Consider the following 23,779-nt stretch of genomic DNA (forward strand, 5'->3'; position numbering starts at 1 on the left):
CGTAACAGTCGCAAACCACTGTGCAGCCTTATGCGACATGCTTCACGCCGCGGAGACCCGGACGTTTCCTAAACCATCGGCGTGGGTTATAAAGGCGGCTTATGTCCTCCAAAAGAGGTGGGGAATGGATTCAAAAGAGCAACAACTGACGGAACTACTCGGGCTTACGGCTCGAACCCTTACGCACCTCACGGCGTCCATGACGTCGATGTCGTTCGAACTGATGCGCAGCGAAGACGAAGTGACCCGTTCTGCGGGGCGCCGGATGATCGATCGCATGGCAACCATCAGCGCCGGACTCGACGAACACTGGCGGCTGATCGGCGAACTCACCGGCATTCAGGTGTCTCAGGAACAGATCGAAACGGTTCATGAGGTGCAGATGCAGCGCAAGGTGGTCACGCCCATCGGTGGCACCGCTTCCTGAGTCGCGTGTTCTTCATCGGGTGAGCTATCGGCTCGCCTGATGCCGCCCGATTCACGGCACTGACATTTCTGGCGCATCTCCCGGACAGGTCCCATAGTTTTGTATCCGCGATCGCTTGATCGCCCTATAAAAACTCGAGACTGGCGATGACCAAGACTCTCCACCACCGTGCCTGTCACCTGTGCGAGGCGATTTGCGGCCTCACCCTCGAAACCACCCTGCAGGACGATGCCAGCACCCTGATCACCTCGATCAAGGGCGATGCGCAGGACACCTTCAGTCGCGGGCATATCTGCCCCAAAGCCGTCGCGCTGCAAGACATCCAGAATGACCCCGATCGGCTCCGGCAGCCCATGCAGCGTATCGGCAACGACTGGCAGCCGATCGAGTGGCAGGCCGCGTTTGATCTGATCGCCGAGCGCCTGGCCGGCATTCAGGCGCGTCATGGGCAAAACGCGGTGGCGGTCTATCAGGGCAACCCCAGCGTGCATAACTATGGGCTGATGACCCACAGCAATTATTTTCTCGGGCTGCTGAAAACCCGTAACCGCTACTCCGCAACCTCCGTGGACCAGTTGCCACACCACCTGACCAGTCATTTGATGTACGGCCACGGCCTGCTGCTGCCCATCGCCGACATTGACCACACCGATTTCATGCTCATCCTCGGCGGTAATCCGCTGGCGTCCAACGGCAGCATCATGACCGTGCCCGACGTCGAGAAGCGTCTGAAGGCGATCCAGGCCCGCGGCGGCAAAGTCGTTGTGGTCGATCCGCGCCGCAGCGAAACCGCAGCAATAGCCGACCAGCACCTGTTTATCCGCCCGGGCGGGGATGCGGCGTTTCTGTTCGGCTTGTTGCACACCTTGTTTGCAGAAGGCCTGACCCGCGACAGCCATCTTGCCGTGGATGGCCTGGAGGACGTCCGCGCGGCCGTCAGCGAGATGACCGCCGACGCCATGAGCCCTCGATGCGGCGTGCCTGCCGAGCAGATCAGGCAGCTCGCACGGGACTTCGCCGCCGCCGAACGCGGCGTGTGCTACGGGCGCATGGGCATTTCCACCCAGGCGTTCGGCACGCTGTGCCACTGGCTGGTACAACTGATCAACCTGGTCACCGGCAATCTCGATCGGCCAGGCGGTGCGCTGTGCACCGAGCCGGCGCTGGATCTGGTGGCGTCGACCTCCGGCGGCAGCTTCAACCGCTGGCAGAGCCGCGTTTCGCAACTGCCGGAATACGGCGGCGAGCTGCCGGTCTCTGCGCTGGCCGAGGAAATGCTGACCCCGGGGGAGGGCCAGATCAAGGCGCTGATTACCGTGGCGGGCAACCCGGTGTTGTCGACACCGAACGGCCGTCAGCTTGACACCGCGCTCGAAGGGCTGGAGTTCATGGTCAGCGTCGATTTGTACATCAACGAAACCACACGGCACGCGGACCTCATCCTGCCGTCGACGTCTGCGCTGGAAAATGACCACTACGACACCACGTTCAACATGTTCGCCGTGCGCAACGTCACCCGATTCAACCGTGCGATTCTTGCCAAGCCCGAGGGTGCGCTGCACGACTGGGAAATCTTCGTCGGCCTCGCCCAGGCGTTCGCACTGAAAACCGGGCGCGAATTGAAACCGACGATGCCGCCTGCGCAGATGGTCGATCGCGGTCTGCGGGCCGGGCTGTATGGTGATGCTTCGCCGCTCAAATTGTCGCTGGAGACACTCGCGCAGTACCCCCACGGCCTGGACCTGGGGCCGCTCAAGCCCAACCTCGCCAAGCGTCTTAAAACCGTCAACCAGCGGGTACAGGCCGCCCCGCCCGTGATTCTCGCTGACCTGGCCCGTTTTGCCGGGGAGCCTGCGCCCCAGGCCGGTGGCCTGATGCTCATCGGTCGGCGCCACGTCCGCAGCAATAATTCATGGATGCACAACTTCCATCGTCTGGTGAAAGGCAAGCCGCGGCATCAGTTGTTGATGCACCCCGACGACTTGCTCAGCCGAGGGTTGATGGACGGACAGCGGGTCAGGGTCAGTTCGCGGGTAGGCGTCATTGAGGTAGAAGTGATGGGCAGCATCGAGATGATGCCCGGCGTCGTAAGCCTGCCCCACGGCTGGGGCCACGGTCGTCCGGGCGTGAGAATGGACATCGCGACGGCTCAGCCAGGTGAAAGCGCGAATGACCTGACTGACGAGCGTGCGCTGGATGGCATTTCCGGGAACGCCGTGCTGAACGGGGTGCCGGTTACGGTTGCGGCGGCATGACGGTCATGGGGGCGGTCAAGGCCAAGACCGAGCGTTATGCTCGGGAATCGTTTAGAATGCGCCACCGTGTCGACACATACAGTCGTAAAGTTTAGCCGAGGTGCTCCATGGATATTATCGAAACGATCAAAGACCAGATTGCCAGCAACACCGTTCTGCTCTACATGAAAGGTGCTCCGAATGCCCCGCAGTGTGGCTTTTCGGCCAAGGCTTCTCAGGCACTGATGGCGTGTGGCGAAAAGTTCGCGTACGTCGATATCCTGCAGAACCCGGAAATCCGCGCCAACCTGCCGAAGTACGCCAACTGGCCAACGTTCCCGCAGCTGTGGGTCGGTGGTGAGCTGGTCGGCGGTAGCGACATCATCACTGAAATGCAGGCTGACGGTTCGCTGCAGGAACTGGTGAAAGCCGCTGTTGCGAAAAACGCCACTGCCTGATTTCGGCAGTCGTAAAAAAGCCCCGCTCTCTGCCGAGAAGCGGGGCTTTTTATTGGGCGGTGTCAGGGACGAGAATCAGCCCTCTTCGCCCATCTGAGACTGCAGGTAGTTCTCGATGCCGACCTTGTCGATCAGGCCCAGCTGGGTTTCCAGCCAGTCGATGTGTTCTTCTTCCGATTCCAGAATGTCTTCCAGCATCTCGCGGCTGCCGAAGTCACCGACGGTTTCGCAGTGGGCGATGGCGGCTTTCAGATCGGCGTGGCCCTTGCGCTCGATGCGCAGGTCACACTCCAGCATTTCCTTGGTGTGTTCGCCGATGAGGATCTTGCCCAGGTCTTGCAGGTTCGGGAGGCCTTCCAGAAACAGGATGCGCTTGATCAGTTTGTCAGCGTGTTTCATCTCGTCGATGGATTCGTGGTACTCGTGTTTGCCCAACTTGTTCAGGCCCCAGTCTTCGTACATGCGCGCATGCAGGAAGTACTGATTGATCGCGACCAGCTCGTTACCGAGGATCTTGTTGAGATGCTGGATGACTGTGATGTCGCCTTTCATGATCGGGTCCTGTCGAAGGTATAGGTAATACAGGCGGCAAGTCTGAGCCCCCTCTATAACTCTGTCAAACCTAAGTTATTGAATAATAAGTGAAAATAAATAGGAATAAGAATGTTTGTGTTCCGCATCTTGTCGCTAAGCGATTGAATTAAAGGCATAAAAAAACCGGACAGTGTCCGGTTTTGTTTGAATGCGATTATTCAGGCAGCTGAAAATTCTGCAGGATAGGCGAGGGCGGCGTGGCTGGTTTGGAGCTCGGTCAGGGTTTCACGCACCACTTCCTTGGCCAGGCAGGCACATTTCCCACACTTGCTGGCGACACCGAGGGTCTCGCGGACGTCACGGTAGCTGCAGCATCCTTCCATGATTGCTTCACGGATTTGTCCGTCGGTAACACCTTGGCAGAGGCAGACATACATATAAGAAACCGTCGCTGAGTGATTGGCTCAATGCGAGGGATACTAATGTTAATGAGAATGCTTGTCAAAACTACTCAGGCTTCTTCGCGTGGCTACCGATGAGTGGTCGGCTGCGGCGATAGGCATGATCGCTTGTGAGGGTTGTGTGTATATCCATTATCGGCGGTGGTGCTGATTACGGTTCCGCCCTTACGGCGGGTCACTTTTTCCAAGAGCCGAAAAAGTAACCAAAAAGGCCCTGCTCCTGGTTGGGTTCCTCCTTCGTCGGAATACCTTCACTCCGGTCTCGCTCCGTGGGCCCGCCGCCATCCGCCATCCATGGCGGGGGGCGGCTCTCGCGGCATCCATGCCGCTCGGCCCACTCCGCGAAACCTGCGTTCAGCCTGCACCCAAGTCGCGTTCTGCGGTGTCTGGGCTTTTTGCGTATGAAGATCAAAGGCAGATCAGAAGCAGATCAGAAGCAGATCAGAAGCAGATCAAGAGCTTCCCGGCTGAAGCCGGTCCTACAGGGGGGCGCCGCCGATCTCGCTGAATGCACGCCCTGCTTTTAGTGGGACCGGCTTTAGCCGGGAAGGGGCCAGTCGGGGCGCTGACGGATTTTGAGCCGATCACTGCCTGCCGATCCCCACCCATAAAAAAACCGGCCACTTGGGCCGGTTCGTTTATTGCGCAACGGCATCGACTCAGTTGTCGAAGTCGTGCCAGCCGCCCATTTCTTTCCAGCGGTTGACGATGCCGCAGAACAGCTCGGCAGTCTTCTCGGTGTCGTAACGGGCCGAGTGGGCCTCGCGACCGTCGAAATCGATGTCCGCCGACTGGCAGGCTTTGGCCAGGACAGTCTGGCCGTACGCAAGGCCCGCCAGCGTCGCGGTGTCGAAGCTGGAGAACGGGTGAAACGGATTGCGCTTCATGTCCAGCCGCGCGACCGCTGCGTTGAGAAAGCCCAGGTCGAAACTGGCGTTGTGGCCGACCAGGATCGCACGCTTGCAGCCGTTGGCTTTCAGCGCCTTGCGGATGCCGCGGAAGATGTCAGTCAGCGCGGTCTCTTCACTCACGGCCATGCGCAGCGGGTGATCCAGCTTGATGCCGGTGAACTCCAGCGCCGCGGCTTCCACGTTGGCGCCCTCGAACGGTTCGACGCGGAAGAAATAGGTGTGGTCCGGGAAGACAAAGCCTTTGTCGTCCATGCCGATGGTGGTGGCGGCGATCTCCAGCAACGCATCAGTGGCGCAATTGAACCCGCCAGTTTCTACGTCAACCACAACGGGCAGGTAACCGCGAAAACGGGCAGCCATCGGGTGCCGGGAGCCAGTGCCGCCACCGGAGCCTTCTTGCTCGTCTTCGTAATGATCTTCACTCACGCGTGTTCCTCCAGCAGGCGCCAGCGCAGTTTTTCACCGGCGCGCAGCGGGATAACAGAAAGCTCGCCAAACGGCAGGCTGGCGGGGGCCGTCCACTCGTCACGAACCAGGGTAATGGTGTCGGTGTTGGCCGGCAGGCCATAGAACGCCGGGCCGTGCAAACTGGCGAAGCCTTCCAGCTTGTCCAGCGCGTTGCGTGATTCGAACGCCTCGGCGTAAAGCTCGATGGCGGCGAATGCGGTGTAGCAGCCGGCACAACCGCACGCCGCTTCTTTCGCGTGCTGCGCGTGGGGCGCGGAGTCCGTACCGAGGAAGAACTTGCTGCTGCCGCTGGTGGCGGCATCGAGCAGGGCAACCTGGTGGGTGTTGCGCTTGAGAATCGGCAGGCAATAGAAGTGAGGGCGAATGCCGCCGACCAGCATATGGTTGCGGTTGTACAGCAAATGGTGGGCAGTGATGGTCGCGCCCACATTGGCCGAAGCTTCATTGACGAACTGCACGGCGTCGGCGGTGGTGATGTGTTCGAACACCACTTTCAGCGTCGGAAAACGCTCGACGACACGTCGCATGTGCTCGTCTATGAAAATCTTTTCACGGTCGAACACGTCGATGTCGCCGCGGGTCACTTCGCCGTGGATGAGCAGCGGCAAGCCCACCTCAGCCATCGCCTCGAGCACCGGGAAGATCTTGTCGACGCTGGTGACACCCGAATCGGAATTGGTCGTCGCGCCTGCCGGGTACAACTTGGCGGCATACACGAAGCCACTGGCCTTCGCGGCGCGAATCTCTTCGGGCTGCGTCAGGTCAGTGAGGTAAAGCACCATGAGCGGCTCGAAGCGGCTGCCTTGTGGACGTGCAGCGAGGATGCGCTGACGATAGGCGTCCGCTTGCTCCGCGTTGCGTACCGGGGGCACGAGGTTCGGCATGATGATCGCGCGGCCAAAGGTGCGCGCTACGTCGGCGACGGTGTGGGGCAAAACAGCGCCATCTCGAAGATGGATATGCCAGTCGTCGGGGCGCAGGAGGGTCAGGCGTTCGGACATTGGGGATTCCAGGCGGGTCAAACTCGCTGGGAATGCTACCGGAAAAGACTCCTCCAGGCACTCGCTATCAAGTTTTGCGGGAAGTTACCGATAGCCACGTGTAAGTCATAAATCTTGTTACACGTGAATTTAGTGGAGCCTCCCGTGCGCCAGCGATATCTAGCCCTGCTCAGCGCGTTTGCCAGCCTGCCGGCCGTGGCGCTCACCTTCCAGACGCGTCTGGAGAATATTGAGTGGAAGGTGGAAGGCGACCAGTTCGAGTGCAGACTGACTCAACCGATCGCCGATTTCGGTGCGGGCGAATTCGTGCGACGCGCGGGCGAGCAACCGACGTTTCGGCTGAAGGCAAATGGCTACAGCCTTTCGTCCGGCTCGGCCACGTTGATTGCCGCGGCGGCGCCGTGGCAGCCGGGTCGCGGAGATCTCAATCTTGGCGCAGTGAAAGTCGGCAACGGCGAGATTCCTTTCAATACCAACCAGGCCCAGGCCACGCGGCTGATCGCGGGTTTGATGGAAGGTCGCAGCCCGATGATTCGTCACACCCTGCGAGATGGCGGCGGCGCGATGGAAGTCAGGCTGTTGCCGGTCAAATTCAGCAAAGCCTATGGTGACTTCCAGGTCTGTACCGCGAAGCTGTTGCCGATGAATTTCGAGCAAGTGCGGCAGTCCGAGATCGGTTTCCCGGGTGGCGGCATCGAGCTGGACGCTACGGCCAGGCGCAAGCTGGACACTGTGCTGGCTTATATGAAGGTTGATCCGACGGTCAACCATGTTGAACTCGACGGCCATTCCGACAACAGCGGCAACCGGTTGACCAACCGCGACCTGTCGCGGCGTCGTGCGCTGTCCGTCATGGACTACCTCAAGGCCCAGGGCATTCCGGAAGAACAGATCACCCTGCGCTTCCACGGCGAGCAGTACCCGCTGGCGCCCAACACCAACAACGCCAATCGCGCGCGCAACCGCCGGGTGAACATTCACCTGGAGCGTGTGGCGCAGCAGACCCCGGCCGTGACGCAATCCGCTGCACCTGCGCCGACGCCGGCCCCACTGCCAGCACCTGCCGCCACGCCAACCCCAGGCGCTGCGCCCGCCACAGCGGCAAGCGCGGCCCCCGCCAAGGCCTCTTGACGACGGGCAGCGAAGTCGTCTGACTGACAGAATCTGTCGCTTTGTCGTCAGAAGCTGTCGCGACACTGTAAATTCCCGCGCGTGAACGGTAAACTCGTCGGTTTTCCGTACAACGCGTTGGAGTGATGGCATGGCGGACGTAAACAAGGTAGTTCTCGCGTATTCCGGTGGCCTGGATACTTCGGTAATCCTCAAGTGGCTGCAAGATACGTACAACTGCGAGGTGGTGACCTTCACCGCTGACCTGGGTCAGGGCGAAGAAGTCGAGCCAGCACGCGCCAAGGCGCAAGCCATGGGCGTCAAAGAAATCTACATCGATGACCTGCGCGAAGAGTTCGTGCGTGATTTCGTGTTCCCGATGTTTCGCGCCAATACCGTCTATGAAGGCGAGTACCTGTTGGGTACTTCCATCGCACGTCCCCTGATCGCCAAACGACTCATCGAAATCGCCAACGAAACCGGCGCTGACGCCATTTCCCACGGCGCTACCGGCAAGGGCAACGACCAGGTTCGTTTCGAATTGGGCGCCTATGCGCTCAAGCCTGGCGTGAAAGTGATCGCGCCATGGCGTGAGTGGGACCTGCTGTCCCGCGAGAAGCTCATGGACTACGCCGAGAAGCACGCGATCCCGATCGAGCGCCACGGTAAGAAAAAATCCCCGTACTCGATGGACGCCAACCTGCTGCACATCTCCTATGAAGGCGGCGTGCTGGAAGACACCTGGACCGAACACGAAGAAGACATGTGGCGGTGGACAGTGTCGCCGGAAAACGCACCGGACAAGCCGCAGTATCTGGAGCTGACCTATCGCAACGGCGACATCGTGGCGCTGGACGGTGTTGAAATGACCCCGGCCACCGTCCTTGCCACCTTGAACCGCATCGGCGGCGAGCACGGCATTGGTCGGCTGGACATCGTCGAGAACCGCTACGTCGGCATGAAGTCCCGCGGATGCTACGAGACCCCGGGCGGCACCATCATGCTGCGTGGTCACCGTGCGATCGAGTCGATCACCCTGGACCGCGAAGTCGCTCACCTCAAAGATGAGCTGATGCCCAAGTACGCCAGCCTGATTTACACCGGCTACTGGTGGAGCCCTGAGCGTCTTATGCTGCAACAGATGATCGATGCGTCGCAGGCCCACGTGAATGGTGTCGTGCGCCTGAAGCTTTATAAGGGCAACGTGATCGTGACCGGTCGCAAGTCCGACGAGTCGCTGTTCGATGCGAACATCGCGACGTTTGAAGAAGACGGCGGCGCGTACAACCAGGCAGATGCGGCGGGCTTCATCAAGCTCAACGCATTGCGCATGCGCATTGCAGCGAACAAGGGCCGCAAGTTGTTCTGATCGCTGTCGTGATTGATGTGCAGCCCTGCTCAGGGCTGCACTCATTACATCTGTCCTCCCTGTGCCGCTGGCCATTCATTCGACACTCTTTCCGCCCCCACGCTGGCCGGTTATTGCCTCGTTTTACAGGCGCTAGAAGACGTGCTCTCGCTGTGCGTTATCTCATTCGTCATGTTGGCAAATCTGTCTCCTCGCCAGCGGTTTTCTCAGCCGTATCCCCCTGCGAAGTTGTTCGAAACTCAAAACGATAGGCTTTGCCAATGTCCCGGATATCGCGTACCCCGACGCCCAGTAGTTGAGCGATTTCAGGAACGGTGTAGCCCAGCGCCGAGTAATGCATGGCGTGTCCGGCAATGGCGTCGTCCAGGGTTACCGGCTCTCTTTGCCGGGACGTGCGTGATCGGCGAACAGGCTGGCAATAGCGGATCTTCAGGCCGTTCTCGCTGGCCAGGCGCTTGATGTCCTTCTGGTTCATGCGCAGCGAGTATTGCAGCGCCGCGACCCCTGCTCCTTTGGCCACTAGCCCCTTGAGCAGATCGACCTTGGTGCACAGCTCCGCTTCCGGATCGGCGTCCCGGGTTTGCCGGGACGATTCGGTCTCCCGCGACTCTCCTTCTGCAATGACGTTAATAACGCCGCCTTGGGAAACGTAGCGCTCTACCGCTTCCGCCAGCTTGAGAGGGTCGCTGCTTGCGCCGATGGGGTATTTAATTTTCTTGGTCATGGTAGGTTCCTTTGAACATATCAACTAAACAGCCTGCACTGTCGGGACGTTCACGCTTAAGAACGTTTAAACACTGAATGCTTTATTCATGCCGAAGAGTGGCCTGCGCACGGACCGCTGGCAAAAGAAGCCCCCGCCTTTATATGCGCAATAATCTTGTATTGTGATAAGAGCCACTAACTAACAGTGGGTTGAACCATTCGCTCATCAAAAAGTAACGACTGGTAATAGGTTTGGCAAGTAAAAAGCCAAAAAATGGGCGGTTTGTTTTTTAACGCCATTGGGTGAAGTTCTTGGCGGTAATAATAGTCCGTTAGTTATGTAGTATTTTTCTGGAATGACGTGAGGGTGCTGGATGTTATGTGTCGAATAGTATTACGTGGAAGGCGGGCGAGCCCCTTTTTTTAAAAGCGGGTGATGTGATCCAGTCGTTATTGAATTGAGTCGCAGGGTTTGGAGGTGGTTAAGCGCTGTAACTTTCCAGGCTGCTCCGTGCCCACGTCCCGGGTAAGAATAGTTGAAAGTTGATTCGGGCTGTTCAGACATTTCTGAACCCGTTGTAGGCTCTTTCGAGTATTTATATGTAATGAAACTCGTCGAACCCGCGTGTGTAAGTTAACCAAGTGTGTGCGGTCGCCGACGCCTCGCCGGGCCTGCAATATTTTATGATTTTTGTTTGCTGGCGGCCCGGTAAGATGGGCATATGCTGAAGTCATAACACTCGTGGTGAACGGGCTGTCACCCGGTGGCCAGAAGCCGTGTTTTAAAGAGGAATCTCATTTTTCCGGGCGTCACGGATGGCCCTGGCTTTCGCACATCCAAACCGGTCGGCGGAGCAACCAAATCGTGGATCAACCTTAGGACAAACCGAGCTATCAACCTGCAGTCATATAGGCAGAAAAGCTTAGGGAAGTCAGGATTCAAAAATTACCACTTGCGGTCTTGGGAATTATGCGGTCACGTACTGAGACGGGATTGAACATCGTAAAAAATAGAGCGGATAGGGCAGGTTTTGTAGGATTTTTCTGTTGGTTGAGTGAGAAAGGTCTTTGCCTGCTGGTCTGCAGGGAGGAGCGCCATGCAAAGCACTAAACGACTAAGCTATTGTGCGGGCTCTGAAAATTCGAACAGCGAAGAATGGACTGCTCATGAATAAAGTGTTGATCGTGGATGATCACCCTGTCATTAGGCTCGCCGTACGCATGTTGATGGAACGTCATGGCTACGAAGTCATTGCCGAGACGGATAACGGCGTGGATGCGTTACAACTGGCGCGCGAGCACTTGCCGGACATTGTCATTCTGGACATCGGTATCCCCAAGCTGGATGGTCTGGAGGTCATCGCCCGATTGTCGGCGATGACGCTGGCCTTCAAAGTGCTGATCCTGACCTCCCAGGCGCCCGGGCATTTTTCAATGCGCTGCATGCAGGCGGGGGCGGCGGGGTATGTCTGCAAACAGCAGGATTTGACCGAATTGCTCAGCGCCATCAAGGCGGTGTTGTCCGGTTACAGTTACTTCCCCAATCAGGCGCTGCACACGGTGCGCTCCAGTCTCGGCAATGCCAGTGAGGCGGAGATGGTGGATCGACTGTCGGGTAGGGAAATGATGGTGTTGCAGCAGTTGGCCCGCGGCAAGACCAACAAGGAAATCGCTGACGGCATGTTCCTGAGCAACAAGACTGTCAGCACGTACAAGACGCGTCTGTTGCTCAAACTCAATGCGCACTCGCTGGTTGACCTTATCGAGCTCGCCCAACGTAACGGCCTCGTTTGATGGCCGAGGAACAACGGTGCTTCAAGGCGGCGTTTTCAGACCCTGTATTCTGCCCAAGCCTCTCGAGGGAGAGGCCTTCAGGCAGAGCGTTTCAAGGAGCGATCAGAAATCGAAATCGTAGTCTGCAAGCTGCCGTTGCAGACGGCGCTCTTCCAGCAGGTTATCGATGGTGCGGCGCTTGCTGAGGTTGGTCTTGGCGGTCTCTACCGGTACGGGCAGGACTTCTTCCGGCTCTTCGATGACGAAGTCGTCGTCCACTTCGATGGTGTCTTTTTCATCGCTCATGATTCAGCCTCAGGCGTGAACAGTCGTTGGCGCTCCTTATAGCGACAAACCCCGCGCGGGTAAAAAAGATTTTTTTAATCGATCAAAGCCTCGGGACGCTATCGTTCAATCGTCAGAGGTCTTTGCCTTGTACTCGCACAAGTCCTCGATCCGGCAGCTGCCACACCGAGGCTTGCGCGCAATGCACACGTAGCGGCCGTGAAGGATCAGCCAGTGGTGCGCATCCATGAGGTAACCCCTCGGCACGAACTTCATCAGCTTGTTTTCAACTTCCACGACATTCTTCCCGGGCGCGATGCCGGTACGGTTGCTGACGCGGAAGATGTGCGTATCGACCGCCATTGCCAACTGGCGGAATGCGGTGTTCAGGACCACGTTCGCGGTCTTGCGGCCCACGCCGGGGAGGGCTTCGAGGGCCTCTCGGGTTTGCGGCACTTCCCCTCCGTGCAGTTCAACCAGCAGGCGACACGTCTCGATCACGTTTCGCGCCTTGCTGTTGTACAGGCCGATGGTCCTGATATAGGCAGACAAACCCTCGACGCCCAACGCGTAAATCGCCTCAGGCGTATTGGCCACGGGATATAGACGCGCCGTGGCCTTGTTGACGCTGACATCGGTCGCCTGTGCCGAGAGAATCACGGCGATCAGGAGCTCGAACGGTGTGGAGTAGGCCAGTTCCGTTTTAGGATCGGGGTTGTCTTCGTGCAAACGACGAAAGATCTCAAGGCGTTTGGCGGCGTTCATGGGGTAGGCGTTTCCTGAGAAGACGGTGCCGAGGGCGTCGGGTCCTGCAATTGGGCGAGCGCGTGCTCTGCCTCGTCGAGGCCGCGCTGCAACTGCACGAGTTGTGCGGCTTGTTCGGCAATGGGCGGGTGACCAAAGGCTTTCAGCGACTTCAGCAATTGTGCTCTGCTCATAGCGACCTGGGCGCGTGCCTGTTTCAACGCCGCATCGCCACCCGCTGAAGGTCTTGAGCGAATTCGGGCCAGCGCGGCTTGCGCCGGGTCTGGCTGGGGAACGGCAGGTGTGACAGTCCGCGGCTGGCGAGCCTGGCGTTCGGCCTGCCGTCGCTGCTCATCGCGCTGCAGGCGAGCGGAGCGCGCATCAAAGCGTTGCCGTGCGCGACTGCGTTTGACGGCCCTGACCGACCGCTGGGCGTCGTCCATTGCACAGTCGCCAATGAAAGGAATCGTGGTCATCGGCAGCGGCAGCATGTCGATGCAGTCGACCGGGCAGGGGGCAACGCACAGGTCACAGCCGGTGCATTCCTCAACGATGACGGTGTGCATCAGCTTGGCAGCGCCGACGATCGCATCCACCGGGCAGGCCTGAATGCATTTGGCGCAGCCGATGCACTCGGCCTCGCGAATAAACGCAACCTGCGCCGGCGCGCTACCGCGTTCGATGTCCAGTTGCAGGACTGGCACGTTCAGCAGTCGAGCCAGTGCCGCGATGGTCTCGTCGCCACCGGGTGGACATTTATTGATGGCTTCGCCGGCCGCAATGCCTTCAGCGTAGGGCTGGCAGCCCGGATGGCCGCATTTCCCACACTGGGTTTGTGGCAGCAAGGCGTCGATGCGCTGAATCAGACTCATGCTTGGACCCGATCGACGACCCGAGCGGGCCGTCGATAATGTGCAGAATGTGGCGGTTCGGGGCGGGTTACTTGATGCGCTGACCGGGCTTGGCGCCGCTGTCAGGGCTCAGCAGGTAAATCTCTTCACCGCCAGGACCCGCTGCCATCACCATCCCTTCGGAGATACCGAAGCGCATTTTCCGAGGCTTCAGGTTGGCGATCATCATGGTCAACCGACCCTCCAGCTCTGCCGGGTTCGGGTAAGCGCTCTTGATGCCGGAGAAGACGTTGCGCTTCTCGTCGCCGATATCCAGCGTCAGGCGCAGCAGCTTGTCGGCGCCTTCGACGTGCTCGGCTTTTTCGATCAGCGCGACCCGCAGGTCTATCGCCGCGAACGCATCAAAGTCGATCTCCGGGGAGAGCGGGTCTTTCGTCAGTTCGCCATTGCCCTGTGGTGCCGCACCAGTGTCAGTGGCGCTGGCGGCCAGGTCTTCTTTCGATGCGTCGGTCATGGCTTCCACTTTTACAGGGTCGATGCGGGTCATCAGGGGCTGGAACGGGTTGAGCTGATGATTGCTCAACAGCGTCTGGTGGTCATCCCAGGTCAGTGGCGCAACGTTGAGGAATTGCTCGGCGTCTGCGGCCAGATTCGGCAATACAGGCTTGAGGAAGATCACCAACTGACGGAACAGATTGATGCCCAGTGCGCAGATCGCCTGGACCTCGTCCTGCTTGCCTTCCTGCTTGGCCAGCGACCAGGGCGCCTTGTCTGCAATCCAGGCGTTGGCGCGGTCGGCCAGGGCCATGATTTCGCGCATTGCACGGGCAAAGTCACGTGCCTCGTAGGCATCGGCAATGCTTGGCGCTGCGGCATGAAAAGCGTCGGTCAGCTCGGGCTCTGCGTTGCCCGTCACCAGCAAACCTGCGTTGCCTTTCTGAATGAAGCCCGCGCAACGACTGGCGATGTTAACCACCTTGCCGATCAGGTCAGAGTTGACCTTCTGCACGAAGTCCTCAAGGTTCAGGTCAAGATCGTCGACGCCACGGCCCAGCTTGGCGGCGTAGTAGTAACGCAGGTACTCCGGCGACAGGTGCTCAAGGTACGTACGCGCCTTGATGAAAGTGCCGCGGGATTTCGACATCTTCTGGCCATTGACGGTCAGGTAGCCGTGCACGTTGATGCCGGTAGGCTTGCGGAATCCCGAACCTTCGAGCATCGCTGGCCAGAACAGCGCATGGAAGTTGACGATGTCTTTGCCAATGAAGTGGTAAAGCTCGGTCGTCGAATCCTTGCGCCAGAAGGCATCGAAGTCCAGTTCCGGGCGACGTGCGCAGAGGTTCTTGAAACTCGCCATGTAGCCGATGGGAGCATCCAGCCACACGTAGAAATACTTGCCCGGCTCGTCGGGGATCTCGAAGCCGAAATACGGCGCATCGCGGGAGATGTCCCACTGCTGCAGGCCGGAATCGAGCCATTCGGCGATCTTGTTGGCGACGGCGTCCTGCAACGTCCCGCTTCGCGTCCAGCTCTTGAGCATGGCGTCGAATGCCGGCAGGTCGAAGAAAAAGTGCTTGGAGTCCCGGAGCACCGGGGTTGCACCGGAAATCGCCGACTTCGGATCTTTCAGGTCAGTCGGGGCGTAGGTGGCGCCGCACTTTTCACAGTTGTCGCCGTACTGGTCTTCAGTGCCGCATTTCGGGCAGGTGCCTTTGATGAAGCGGTCGGCCAGGAACATCTTTTTTTCCGGGTCGAAATATTGCGTCACGGAGCGCGTGGCGATGTGGCCGGCGTCGCGAAGGCGTTTGTAGATCTCGCTCGACAGCTCACGGTTTTCATCAGCGTGGGTGGAGTGGAAGTTGTCGAAATCCACCAGGAAGTCAGCGAAGTCGGCGCTGTGCTCGGCCTGCACGTTGGCGATCAACTGCTCGGGCGTAATGCCTTCTTTCTCGGCGCGCAGCATGATGGCCGAACCATGGGCGTCGTCCGCACACACGTAAATGCACTGGTTGCCACGGTGCTTTTGAAAGCGCACCCACATGTCGGTCTGGATGTACTCGAGCATGTGGCCAAGGTGAATGGAACCATTGGCATAGGGCAGGGCGCTGGTGACGAGAATCTTGCGTGGCTCGGACATTGGGCTCGGCTACTTGAAGTGAAACGGAGGTCGGCCACTATAAAGGCCTGAGCGTTTTTTTTCATCCCGCGCTGCATGTCGGAATCTGCCGATGCGCTTGAAAGGAAACGTCGTTGCGTTCTTTATCGGGCATACAAGGTAGGATGGCCGCCTGTTTTAGTCAGTCTTTATAGGGAGTCACCCATGAGCGCTGTCAATCGCGCAACGGTGGAAGCCGTCCTTCGCCAGTACACCGATCCTTACTTGAATCAGGACCCGGTCAGCGCCGGGTGTGTCCGCGCCATTGAGATCGAAGGCGACCGCGTGAGTGTCCAGCTGGAACTGGGTTACGCCGCCGCGCTGTTCCAGAACGGCTGGGCACAGATGCTGCAGATGGCGATTGAAGGGCTGGATGGGGTCGCCTCGGCCAGTGTCCGGATCGCCTCGGTCATTCATCCCCACAAAGCCCTCGGCCAGATCCCCGGCCTGGCCAATGTGAAGAACATTGTGGCCGTTGCGTCCGGCAAAGGCGGCGTCGGTAAATCAACGACGGCGGCGAACCTGGCGTTGGCGCTGTCCCGAGAAGGCGCGCGCGTCGGCATTCTTGACGCCGATATCTACGGCCCGAGCCAGGGCGTCATGTTCGGCATCGCCGAAGGCACCCGTCCGAAGATCAAGGATCAGAAGTGGTTCGTACCAATCGAAGCCCACGGCATCGAAGTGATGTCCATGGCGTTTCTGACCGACGACAACACGCCGATGGTCTGGCGAGGGCCGATGGTGTCGGGTGCACTGTTACAACTGGTGACCCAGACCGCCTGGAATGATCTGGATTACCTGGTCATCGATATGCCGCCAGGCACCGGTGATATCCAGCTGACCCTCGCGCAGAAAGTGCCGGTCGCGGGCGCAGTGATCGTCACGACCCCGCAGGACCTTGCATTGCTGGACGCGAAGAAAGGCGTGGAGATGTTCCGCAAGGTCAATATCCCGGTGCTGGGTGTCGTCGAGAACATGGCCGTGCATATCTGTTCGAACTGCGGCCATGCCGAGCATCTGTTTGGCGAAGGCGGAGGGGAAAAGCTGGCGACGCAATATGGCGTCGAGCTGCTGGCCTCGCTGCCGCTGTCCATGTTGATTCGAGAGCAGGCCGATGGCGGCAAGCCGACGGCGATTGCCGAGCCGGAGAGCCAGATTGCGATGGTGTACCAGGAGCTGGCGCGTCATGTCGGCGCGCGTATTGTGTTGCAGGAAGCTGCGAGTGCGCAGATGCCGAACATCTCTGTGAGCGACGACTGATCCGCTGAAGCTGAAAGCTGGAGGCGCGATGTGCCGGACGATCGGCATGTCGCGTTAGCAAGAGGCGAGGTAGGGGGCAGAGGGGATGTGCAGCAGTAGCCTTTATGCAGGCGTAAAAAAACCCCGCTTTTGAGGGCGGGGTCTTTTAAGCGAATCAGTACAAGTTAGATAACTTGAACTTCTTCAGCTTGCATGCCTTTCTGACCGCGGGTAGCGATGAAAGAGACCTGTTGGCCTTCTTTCAGGCTTTTGAAGCCGTCAGATTGGATAGCTTTGAAGTGAACGAACAGGTCGTCACCGGATTGTGGAGTGATGAAGCCGAAGCCTTTTTCATCGTTGAACCACTTAACGGTACCAGTTTGGCGATTAGACATGGTGTATCTCCTTGGACAAAGTTAACTGCGACTCAGGAAATGCCCTGGCCGAGACTGAGTGCAAAGAGCAGGAAAAATTCTTGGAGATGGTTGGATCGAAATTCAACATCGTGTAGATATTCTCAGTGACACAAGCAACACAGTGGGGCCACCTTACCCCTTTTTCCGGAATGTGCAAAGGGTCTGTCGGAGATTTTTTCTTGAGGTGGCTCAACGACCTTAATGCGCACGGCGCGCAATCTTTGAACCCGGGGCGTTCGACCGGTAAGATGCCGGACATCTTTTTCACCTCGCTATTCAGGACACCGCCATGAGCATCAAATCGGACAAGTGGATTCGCCGCATGGCGCAGGAACACGGCATGATCGAGCCGTTCGTGGAGCGTCAGGTGCGCGGCGAAGGCGCTGATCGGGTGATCTCTTTCGGTGTCTCCAGCTATGGCTACGACGTGCGTTGCGCCGACGAATTCAAGGTGTTCACCAACATCAATTCGGCCACCGTCGACCCTAAGAATTTCGATGAAAAAAGTTTTGTAGACATCAAAAGCGACGTTTGCATCATCCCGCCGAACTCGTTTGCGCTGGCACGCACCGTCGAATATTTCCGTATTCCTCGCAATGTTCTGACCATTTGCCTCGGCAAGAGCACCTACGCGCGCTGCGGCATCATCGTCAACGTCACGCCCCTCGAGCCGGAATGGGAAGGCCACGTGACCCTGGAATTCTCCAACACCACCACGCTGCCGGCGAAGATCTACGCCAACGAAGGCGTTGCCCAGATGCTGTTCCTGGAGTCCGACGAAGAGTGTGAAGTGTCCTACAAGGACCGTGGTGGCAAGTACCAAGGCCAACGCGGTGTAACGCTGCCCCGCACGTGATCACGCCATTTGTCAGCCCGTTACTGAATTTGTCTCGGAATTCGCACTCTATTGACTGAACTGTTCCCATCCGCACCATGCGGGTGGGGCCAACGCTCAGGAGTGCCCTATGAAGAGACACATCAACACCAGCAGCAATGAAACCGACCCGAGTCCCAATCAGGTTGGGTTGCTGGCTTGGTCGCTGTTAGCGCATCCACACCTCAATAACATGGTCGCCGGGGGTATTCCCGGGCAGCCTAATCCTGACACCCCGGACTTTGAGCAACCCTTAGAGCCAGGCGTGCCGACCATTCCGGACGAGCCACCGCCTGCACCGGTCGCTTGATTCAGCTCCCGCCGTTGCCTGGGCATCGGCGGGAACCTCCTGTCTTCTGCCAATTCAGTCGCGCCCACTAGGTGCGACCCGGTAATTAATCAAGACGTACCTCGTCGATTGTTCGGCTCGGTGTTCAAACCGCCTCCCATACCGCCCCATCCCCCACCACGTAAACCCTGCTGTTTTCCGCCCGGTCGATGTTCATGCCGCCTGTAAACGCGCCGAACGCCGGCAGCAGACTCACGCGTGGCAATACGTAGAAACACGGCAACCGCAAGCGCTGTCGTCCTCGTCCGTACAGCCGGTAGGCCGGGTGCACATGGCCCGCCAGGACGTGGAAGTCAGGGTGCGGGTCAGGCTCGTGCTGAAGCGCATACGGCCCCATGAACATCGGTTCCTCGACGATGTCCATGCGCAATTCCGGGGGTGGGTCGCCGGCACGCTTGTCATGGTTACCCCGAATCAGAGTGATCGCCAGACCCTCATGCTTGTCGCGCCATGCCTGAATGGCCGACAGCGTGCCGGCCGCGTGGGATTCCGGGGCGTGCAAAAAGTCCCCCAGAAAGATCAACTGGTCGCAGTCATAGCTCGCCAGCAGTGCATCCAGGCGCTGAAGGTTATCGTCGGTGGTGCCGTGGGGCACTGGCTGACCCAACCGTCGGTAGGCCGCCGCCTTGCCAAAGTGCGCGTCGGCGATCAACAGCGCCCGCTCGGCCGGGTAGTAAATCGCTTTGTCCGCCAGTAACCACAACTCCGCACCTGCCAGCTGAATCGACAGATACGGCCTCACGTCATGACCTCAGGCCCGGCGGCTTTCTCGAGATCGCTGACCATCCGTGCGATACGGTCGGAGAGTTTTTCGGTGCTGAGGCTTTCGCGCATGCGTTCTACCAGCAGCGGGAAGGCCATCGGGGTGGGGCGTTTGATCACGTGCAAATCCAGGGTTCGGTTGTTGATACGGCTCAGGGTTTGTTCGAGACGGGCCACGTCCAGCTCCTGCCGCAACACTTCCTCTTGAGCTTGCGTCAGCAGCAGGTTGCCGGCGTCGTACTGTTTGAATACTTCGAAGAACAATCCGCTCGACGCCTGGAGCTGTCGGTTGCTCTTCGGCGCGCCGGGGTAGCCGGAGAACACCAGCCCGGCGATGCGGGCAATTTCGCGGAAACGGCGCAGCGCCAGTTCGCCGGCGTTCAGGCTGGCAATGATATCGGCCAGCAGCTCGTCTTCGGAAAACAGCTGGGTCGTCAGGCGCTCGTTCCAGTCGATCGGGGTGGCGCTGAGCAGCTCGAAGCCGTAGTCGTTCACGGCGATGGAGAAGGTCAGTGGCGTGTCGCGGCTCAGTCGCCACGCCAGCAGGCTCGCCAGCCCCAGGTGCACATGGCGCCCGGCGAAGGGATAAAGAAACAGATGCCAGCCTTCGCGGGACTTCAAGACTTCCGCCAGCAGCGTGTCCTTGCGTGGCAAGGCTGACCATTGCCGCTGCACTTCAAGCAGCGGGCTGACGATGTGCATCTCGGGGCTGCTGAAATCGCCCCGGGCAGCGGCATCGAATTTTTCGACAACGGCGTCTGCCAGTTCGTTGGAGAGCGGCATCCGTCCGCCATTCCAGCGTGGGACGGCGGCTTTTTTGCCCGTAGCCTTTTTCACGTACGCGGTCATGTTCTCCACGCGCACCAGTTCCAGCAGGCGACCGCTGAACAGAAACCCGTCTCCGGGTTTCAAGCGAGCGATGAAGCCCTCTTCGACGCTGCCGAGGGATCCACCTCCGCCGCCCTTGCTCCAGTACTTCACGTTGATGCTGGCTTCACTCACGATGGTGCCCACGCTCATGCGGTGGCGGCGGGCCAGGCGGGCATCGGGGACGCGCCAGATGCCGTCTTCGTCAGGCTCGACGCGTCGATAATCAGGGTAGGCCGTCAGTGACAGGCCGCCGTAGCGCACGAAAGCCAAAGCCCACTCCCACTCCTCGTCGGTGAGGTCGCGATAGGCCCAGGCGGTGCGAACTTCGGCCAGTAGCGCGTCGGGCATAAAGCCGCCACCGAGGGCCATACTCACCAGATGTTGCACGAGGACATCCAGCGGTTTGTAGGGTGATTCCCGGGGTTCGATCAGACGCGCGTTGACGGCGTCGCGGGCAGCGGCGGCTTCTACCAGCTCCAGGCTATGGGTCGGCACCAGCGTGACCCGTGACGGACGGCCCGGCGCGTGGCCCGAGCGTCCCGCACGCTGCATCAGCCGCGCGACGCCCTTGGCCGAACCGATTTGCAGTACGCGCTCGACTGGCAGAAAATCCACGCCTAAATCGAGACTGGAGGTGCAGACCACAGCTTTCAGGTGGCCTTCTTTCAGCGCACGTTCAACCCAGTCGCGGACCTCACGGGACAGCGAGCCGTGGTGCAGCGCGATCAACCCGGCCCAGTCCGGGCGGGCTTCCAGCAGCGCTTGATACCAGACTTCCGACTGTGCCCGGGTGTTGGTGAACAGTAGGCAACTGGAACTGCTGTCCACCTCGGCCAGCACCTGCGGCAGCATGCGCAGCCCCATATGTCCGGCCCAGGGGAAGCGTTCGATGGAGGGCGGCAACAACGTGTCGACGATCAATTTTTTGACCACTTTGCCATGGACGGTGGTGCCGTGGTCGCCCACCAGCACCTGTTGCGCGTGGGCTTGATTGCCGAGGGTCGCGGAAAGGCCCCAGATGACCAGTTCAGGATTCCACTGGCGCAGCCGGGCCAGCGCCAGTTGCAGCTGAATGCCGCGCTTGTTGCCGATCAGCTCGTGCCATTCATCGACCACGACCATCTTCAGCGTCGACATCGTCGCCTGGGCATCGGCGCGGGTCAGCAGCAGCGTCAGGCTCTCCGGCGTGGTGATAAGCGCGGAGGGCAGGCGCCGACCCTGTTTGGCGCGCTCGCTGCTGCTGGTGTCGCCGGTGCGCAGGCCAACACTCCACGGGATCTGCAAATCCTGCAGCGGGCCTTCCAGTGCGCGGGCGGTGTCGGCGGCGAGGGCGCGCATGGGCGTGATCCACAGCACGCTCAGGGGAGCGGCAACGGGTTTGCGCTTGCGCGGCTTCATCTCGGTCGATTCGGGTGCAGGCCGGGCGAACTGGTTGAGGGCGGCGAACCACACCGAGTAGGTCTTGCCCGCGCCGGTGCTGGCGTGCAGCAAACCCGACTCGCCGCGAGCGACGGCGGCCCAGACTTCTTTCTGGAAGGGGAAGGGTTTCCAGCCTCGCTCTGCAAACCAGCGCTTGGCGAAATTGACGGCTTTTGGCATGCGCAGGCTCTGGGAAGGGGTTAAGTCAGAGACCGCTCAGAGCGTGGAATAGTTTGATGGGATGTCCGTTTGGATTGGTTTGAGTGACTCGTTTTTTCCCTTGGACCGCGTTGTCGACTGTGAGGACAAATCCTGTGGGAGCGAGCTTGCTCGCGAATGCGGTGGGTCAGCAGCAAGGAAGCTGACTGACAGAATGCCTTCGCGAGCAAGCTCGCTCCCACAGGTTACGCGTGCGCTGAACCAGAGTGGGGTGTCAGCCCCGTATCTCTACAGCAAGTGACTATTTCAAATTTCCACTCAGAAACTGCTGCAAGCGCTCGCTCTTCGGGCTGCCCAGCACGTCGTCCGGGTGGCCCATCTCTTCGATCTGGCCCTGGTGCAGGAACACAACCTGATTGGCGACCTTGCGGGCGAAGCCCATTTCGTGGGTCACCAGAATCATGGTCCGGCCCTCTTCAGCGAGGCCCTGAATCACCTTCAATACTTCGCCGACCAGTTCAGGGTCGAGCGCTGAGGTAGGCTCGTCGAACAGCATGATTTCCGGTTCCATCGCCAGGGCGCGGGCGATGGCCACGCGCTGCTGTTGGCCACCGGACAGAAACGCCGGGTACTGATCGGCGACGCGCGCGGGCAGGCCGACCTTGTCCAGGTATTTGTGCGCACGGGCCTCGGCTTCGGCTTTCGACACGCCCAACACCCGGCGCGGCGCCATGGTGATGTTTTCCAGCACCGTCATGTGGCTCCACAGGTTGAAGTGCTGGAACACCATGGCCAGTCGCGTGCGAATCCGCTGCAGCTCGGCCGGGTCGGCGACGCGCATGCCGCCGGTGTCGCTGACCATGCGCACGGGCTGGCCGTCCAGGCTCATGGCGCCGTCATTGGGTTGCTCGAGAAAATTGATGCAGCGCAGGAACGTGCTCTTGCCCGAGCCGCTGGCGCCGATCAGACAAATTACGTCGCCGACGCTAGCCTTCAGCGACACCCCTTTGAGCACCTCGTGGTCACCGTAGCTTTTATGCAGGCCATCGATGGTCAGTTTGTACATGAAGGGCAGTCCTCAAGGAGAAAGTAAGTAGCCGCTGCGGTAGGCTTCGGTACCAGCGACATGGGCGATGACCATGCCTGCGGTCGCCATGCGTCGCAATGAGCGGGCGTACATAAGGCCAGCGTTGGCCGTGTGGATCGGGGTCACTGCGTCGCTGATCGGATCGATGACCTCAGCGATCAATTGCCCCGCCTCGACGTATTCGCCGGGCAGTGTGCAGAACACCAGCAGACCACCGACAGGCGTGGCAACCGGTTCGACCCCCGCCAGCGGGGTCGCCGGGTACAGCAGTTCGGGTGGCGCAACCGGCTCGCCGGCAATGGCGCCGTGGTGCATCAGGTAGCTGATGATCGCCTGACAGTCGCGGCTGGCGAGGGCGTGATTGACATCGCCCTGGCCGCGCAACTCCAGGGTGACGGAAAAGCTGCCCATAGGAATCGGGAAGCGCTTGGCAAAGCGCTGCTGCAGTTGCCACCAGACCAGCGTGAAGCATTCATCGAACGACTGTCCGCCGGAGTCGGTGGCCAGCAGGCTTGCCTGTGCGCCGAGATAACGCGACAGCGCTTCGACCTGGGGCCAGGCCTCAGGCGTGGTGTACAAGTGCTCGACGGATTCGAAATCGCAATGCAGGTCCAGCACCACATCAGCGTCACAGGCCAGGCGCTGCAGCGTCAGGCGCTGGGACTCCAGTTGGGTGCTGCCGACGCAGTTATTCAGTGCGCCCAGCAAGGTTTTGCGAATCAGTGCGACGTTGTGCCGGGAATCATCCGTCAGCAGCGCTTCGACTTCATCGCCCACCTGCTGACCGAGGTCGACGAAGCGGCGGTTGAAGTTCTGTCCGCTTTCAAGCTCGTAACGGCCCAGCGGCATGTCCATCAGGATCTGCTCCAGCCCGACGGGGTTGGCCACCGGAACGACCACCACTTCGCCGAGCAACTGGCCGGCGTTTTCGAGCTCGGCCAGCCGTTGCTTCAAGTACCAGGACACCAGCATGCCCGGCAGCTCGTCGGCGTGCAGGGACGACTGGATGTAAACCTTGCAGGCGCCGTGTTCCGGGCCGTAGTGAAAGCTATGGATCTGCCGCGCGGTGCCAGGCACCGGGGCCAGCAGATCATGGGTCTGGTGTCGCATGCAGGGTT

22 protein-coding genes and 1 pseudogene are annotated in these 23,779 nt (G+C 59.7%); 9 read left to right on the forward strand and 14 right to left on the reverse strand.

Features of this window, described 5'->3' with window-relative positions:
* Window positions 1-124 precede the first annotated feature (124 nt).
* From M1E04_RS06020 to grxD, 3 genes are all read left to right on the forward strand, one after another.
* Window positions 125-427: a hypothetical protein gene (locus M1E04_RS06020; protein ID WP_074888973.1), complete on the forward strand. Its 303-nt coding sequence runs from the start codon at window positions 125-127 to the stop codon at window positions 425-427.
* 146 nt (window positions 428-573) lie between these two features.
* Entirely contained in the window at window positions 574-2,682 is a 2,109-nt protein-coding gene (locus tag M1E04_RS06025) for a molybdopterin oxidoreductase family protein (protein WP_456292548.1), read from the forward strand.
* A gap of 107 nt (window positions 2,683-2,789) precedes the next feature.
* Entirely contained in the window at window positions 2,790-3,119 is a 330-nt protein-coding gene (gene grxD, locus M1E04_RS06030) for a Grx4 family monothiol glutaredoxin (protein ID WP_074888979.1), read from the forward strand.
* Window positions 3,120-3,194: 75 nt separating this feature from the next.
* Here grxD and bfr read toward each other — a convergent pair whose 3' ends face one another.
* The 4 genes from bfr to pyrC form a co-directional block, all read right to left on the reverse strand.
* Window positions 3,195-3,671 carry a bacterioferritin gene (bfr, locus tag M1E04_RS06035; RefSeq protein WP_037012292.1) on the reverse strand — a complete coding sequence of 159 codons (477 nt, stop codon included), beginning with the start codon at window positions 3,669-3,671 and terminating at the stop codon, window positions 3,195-3,197.
* Between the two features lie 200 nt (window positions 3,672-3,871).
* Window positions 3,872-4,090 carry a bacterioferritin-associated ferredoxin gene (locus M1E04_RS06040; protein ID WP_065992556.1) on the reverse strand — a complete coding sequence of 73 codons (219 nt, stop codon included), beginning with the start codon at window positions 4,088-4,090 and terminating at the stop codon, window positions 3,872-3,874.
* 683 nt (window positions 4,091-4,773) lie between these two features.
* The gene (rnt, locus tag M1E04_RS06045) at window positions 4,774-5,451 is read right to left on the reverse strand and encodes a ribonuclease T (RefSeq protein ID WP_456292549.1); all 678 of its coding nucleotides are present in this window, start codon (window positions 5,449-5,451) and stop codon (window positions 4,774-4,776) included.
* Window positions 5,448-6,494, reverse strand: coding sequence for a dihydroorotase (gene pyrC, locus M1E04_RS06050; RefSeq protein WP_369307195.1), 1,047 nt, complete (start codon window positions 6,492-6,494; stop codon window positions 5,448-5,450). Before pyrC ends, rnt begins: the two co-directional genes overlap by 4 nt.
* Window positions 6,495-6,638: 144 nt before the next feature.
* Here pyrC and M1E04_RS06055 point away from each other — a divergent pair, with 144 nt between their 5' ends.
* Both M1E04_RS06055 and M1E04_RS06060 read left to right on the forward strand, forming a co-directional pair.
* Window positions 6,639-7,625 (forward strand): flagellar protein MotY, encoded by a 987-nt coding sequence (locus tag M1E04_RS06055; protein ID WP_456292550.1) that lies wholly within the window; start codon window positions 6,639-6,641, stop codon window positions 7,623-7,625.
* Between the two features lie 130 nt (window positions 7,626-7,755).
* Entirely contained in the window at window positions 7,756-8,973 is a 1,218-nt protein-coding gene (locus M1E04_RS06060; RefSeq protein ID WP_065992560.1) for an argininosuccinate synthase, read from the forward strand.
* A 169-nt stretch (window positions 8,974-9,142) separates the two neighbouring features.
* Here M1E04_RS06060 and M1E04_RS06065 read toward each other — a convergent pair whose 3' ends face one another.
* The gene (locus M1E04_RS06065) at window positions 9,143-9,697 is read right to left on the reverse strand and encodes a hypothetical protein (RefSeq protein WP_065992562.1); all 555 of its coding nucleotides are present in this window, start codon (window positions 9,695-9,697) and stop codon (window positions 9,143-9,145) included.
* A 1,148-nt stretch (window positions 9,698-10,845) separates the two neighbouring features.
* On the opposite strand from M1E04_RS06065, the gene M1E04_RS06070 reads away from it, so the two are divergent.
* Complete coding sequence (locus M1E04_RS06070; protein ID WP_037012286.1) at window positions 10,846-11,472, forward strand: response regulator transcription factor; 627 nt, start codon at window positions 10,846-10,848, stop codon at window positions 11,470-11,472.
* 102 nt (window positions 11,473-11,574) lie between these two features.
* Here M1E04_RS06070 and M1E04_RS06075 read toward each other — a convergent pair whose 3' ends face one another.
* The 4 genes and pseudogenes from M1E04_RS06075 to metG all read right to left on the reverse strand — a co-directional run bounded on the left by M1E04_RS06075 (window position 11,575) and on the right by metG (window position 15,468).
* Window positions 11,575-11,757: a PA3496 family putative envelope integrity protein gene (locus M1E04_RS06075; RefSeq protein WP_065992563.1), complete on the reverse strand. Its 183-nt coding sequence runs from the start codon at window positions 11,755-11,757 to the stop codon at window positions 11,575-11,577.
* A gap of 105 nt (window positions 11,758-11,862) precedes the next feature.
* Window positions 11,863-12,501 (reverse strand): endonuclease III, encoded by a 639-nt coding sequence (gene nth, locus M1E04_RS06080; protein ID WP_065992564.1) that lies wholly within the window; start codon window positions 12,499-12,501, stop codon window positions 11,863-11,865.
* A 20-nt stretch (window positions 12,502-12,521) separates the two neighbouring features.
* A pseudogene (rsxB, locus tag M1E04_RS06085) lies at window positions 12,522-13,352 on the reverse strand (electron transport complex subunit RsxB); the annotation flags it as partial.
* A 67-nt stretch (window positions 13,353-13,419) separates the two neighbouring features.
* Window positions 13,420-15,468, reverse strand: coding sequence for a methionine--tRNA ligase (gene metG / locus M1E04_RS06090; RefSeq protein ID WP_456292551.1), 2,049 nt, complete (start codon window positions 15,466-15,468; stop codon window positions 13,420-13,422).
* 183 nt (window positions 15,469-15,651) lie between these two features.
* Between metG and apbC the strand changes: the two genes are divergently transcribed.
* Complete coding sequence (gene apbC / locus M1E04_RS06095; protein ID WP_456292552.1) at window positions 15,652-16,746, forward strand: iron-sulfur cluster carrier protein ApbC; 1,095 nt, start codon at window positions 15,652-15,654, stop codon at window positions 16,744-16,746.
* 164 nt (window positions 16,747-16,910) lie between these two features.
* Here the strand turns inward: apbC and M1E04_RS06100 are convergent, their stop codons facing one another.
* Complete coding sequence (locus M1E04_RS06100) at window positions 16,911-17,120, reverse strand: cold-shock protein (RefSeq protein WP_002554837.1); 210 nt, start codon at window positions 17,118-17,120, stop codon at window positions 16,911-16,913.
* Window positions 17,121-17,430: 310 nt separating this feature from the next.
* Here M1E04_RS06100 and dcd point away from each other — a divergent pair, with 310 nt between their 5' ends.
* Entirely contained in the window at window positions 17,431-17,997 is a 567-nt protein-coding gene (gene dcd, locus M1E04_RS06105) for a dCTP deaminase (protein WP_002554836.1), read from the forward strand.
* A gap of 109 nt (window positions 17,998-18,106) precedes the next feature.
* The gene (locus M1E04_RS06110) at window positions 18,107-18,325 is read left to right on the forward strand and encodes a hypothetical protein (RefSeq protein WP_065992572.1); all 219 of its coding nucleotides are present in this window, start codon (window positions 18,107-18,109) and stop codon (window positions 18,323-18,325) included.
* A 124-nt stretch (window positions 18,326-18,449) separates the two neighbouring features.
* Here the strand turns inward: M1E04_RS06110 and pdeM are convergent, their stop codons facing one another.
* The 4 genes from pdeM to M1E04_RS06130 form a co-directional block, all read right to left on the reverse strand.
* Complete coding sequence (pdeM, locus tag M1E04_RS06115) at window positions 18,450-19,106, reverse strand: ligase-associated DNA damage response endonuclease PdeM (RefSeq protein WP_296310242.1); 657 nt, start codon at window positions 19,104-19,106, stop codon at window positions 18,450-18,452.
* Window positions 19,103-21,595: a ligase-associated DNA damage response DEXH box helicase gene (locus tag M1E04_RS06120; protein WP_369318367.1), complete on the reverse strand. Its 2,493-nt coding sequence runs from the start codon at window positions 21,593-21,595 to the stop codon at window positions 19,103-19,105. Before M1E04_RS06120 ends, pdeM begins: the two co-directional genes overlap by 4 nt.
* A gap of 280 nt (window positions 21,596-21,875) precedes the next feature.
* The gene (locus tag M1E04_RS06125) at window positions 21,876-22,640 is read right to left on the reverse strand and encodes an ABC transporter ATP-binding protein (protein ID WP_172609421.1); all 765 of its coding nucleotides are present in this window, start codon (window positions 22,638-22,640) and stop codon (window positions 21,876-21,878) included.
* 12 nt (window positions 22,641-22,652) lie between these two features.
* Window positions 22,653-23,771, reverse strand: a complete 1,119-nt coding sequence (locus tag M1E04_RS06130) for a succinylglutamate desuccinylase/aspartoacylase family protein (RefSeq protein ID WP_456292553.1) — start codon at window positions 23,769-23,771, stop codon at window positions 22,653-22,655.
* Window positions 23,772-23,779 lie beyond the last annotated feature (8 nt).

It is taken from the genome of Pseudomonas sp. AK106 (assembly GCF_053903055.1).

What these genes read in the sequence shown, in the direction of transcription:
- M1E04_RS06120 (WP_369318367.1), bottom strand. Translation starts at nt 21,595, where the DNA reads ATGCCAAAAGCCGTCAATTTCGCCAAGCGCTGGTTTGCAGAGCGAGGC.
- M1E04_RS06040 (WP_065992556.1), bottom strand. Translation starts at nt 4,090, where the DNA reads ATGTATGTCTGCCTCTGCCAAGGTGTTACCGACGGACAAATCCGTGAA.
- M1E04_RS06075 (WP_065992563.1), bottom strand. Translation starts at nt 11,757, where the DNA reads ATGAGCGATGAAAAAGACACCATCGAAGTGGACGACGACTTCGTCATC.
- M1E04_RS06130 (WP_456292553.1), bottom strand. Translation starts at nt 23,771, where the DNA reads ATGCGACACCAGACCCATGATCTGCTGGCCCCGGTGCCTGGCACCGCG.
- metG (WP_456292551.1), bottom strand. Translation starts at nt 15,468, where the DNA reads ATGTCCGAGCCACGCAAGATTCTCGTCACCAGCGCCCTGCCCTATGCC.
- M1E04_RS06025 (WP_456292548.1), top strand. Translation starts at nt 574, where the DNA reads ATGACCAAGACTCTCCACCACCGTGCCTGTCACCTGTGCGAGGCGATT.
- M1E04_RS06060 (WP_065992560.1), top strand. Translation starts at nt 7,756, where the DNA reads ATGGCGGACGTAAACAAGGTAGTTCTCGCGTATTCCGGTGGCCTGGAT.
- grxD (WP_074888979.1), top strand. Translation starts at nt 2,790, where the DNA reads ATGGATATTATCGAAACGATCAAAGACCAGATTGCCAGCAACACCGTT.
- nth (WP_065992564.1), bottom strand. Translation starts at nt 12,501, where the DNA reads ATGAACGCCGCCAAACGCCTTGAGATCTTTCGTCGTTTGCACGAAGAC.
- M1E04_RS06070 (WP_037012286.1), top strand. Translation starts at nt 10,846, where the DNA reads ATGAATAAAGTGTTGATCGTGGATGATCACCCTGTCATTAGGCTCGCC.
- M1E04_RS06065 (WP_065992562.1), bottom strand. Translation starts at nt 9,697, where the DNA reads ATGACCAAGAAAATTAAATACCCCATCGGCGCAAGCAGCGACCCTCTC.
- M1E04_RS06020 (WP_074888973.1), top strand. Translation starts at nt 125, where the DNA reads ATGGATTCAAAAGAGCAACAACTGACGGAACTACTCGGGCTTACGGCT.
- M1E04_RS06125 (WP_172609421.1), bottom strand. Translation starts at nt 22,640, where the DNA reads ATGTACAAACTGACCATCGATGGCCTGCATAAAAGCTACGGTGACCAC.
- M1E04_RS06110 (WP_065992572.1), top strand. Translation starts at nt 18,107, where the DNA reads ATGAAGAGACACATCAACACCAGCAGCAATGAAACCGACCCGAGTCCC.
- pyrC (WP_369307195.1), bottom strand. Translation starts at nt 6,494, where the DNA reads ATGTCCGAACGCCTGACCCTCCTGCGCCCCGACGACTGGCATATCCAT.
- M1E04_RS06100 (WP_002554837.1), bottom strand. Translation starts at nt 17,120, where the DNA reads ATGTCTAATCGCCAAACTGGTACCGTTAAGTGGTTCAACGATGAAAAA.
- apbC (WP_456292552.1), top strand. Translation starts at nt 15,652, where the DNA reads ATGAGCGCTGTCAATCGCGCAACGGTGGAAGCCGTCCTTCGCCAGTAC.
- dcd (WP_002554836.1), top strand. Translation starts at nt 17,431, where the DNA reads ATGAGCATCAAATCGGACAAGTGGATTCGCCGCATGGCGCAGGAACAC.
- bfr (WP_037012292.1), bottom strand. Translation starts at nt 3,671, where the DNA reads ATGAAAGGCGACATCACAGTCATCCAGCATCTCAACAAGATCCTCGGT.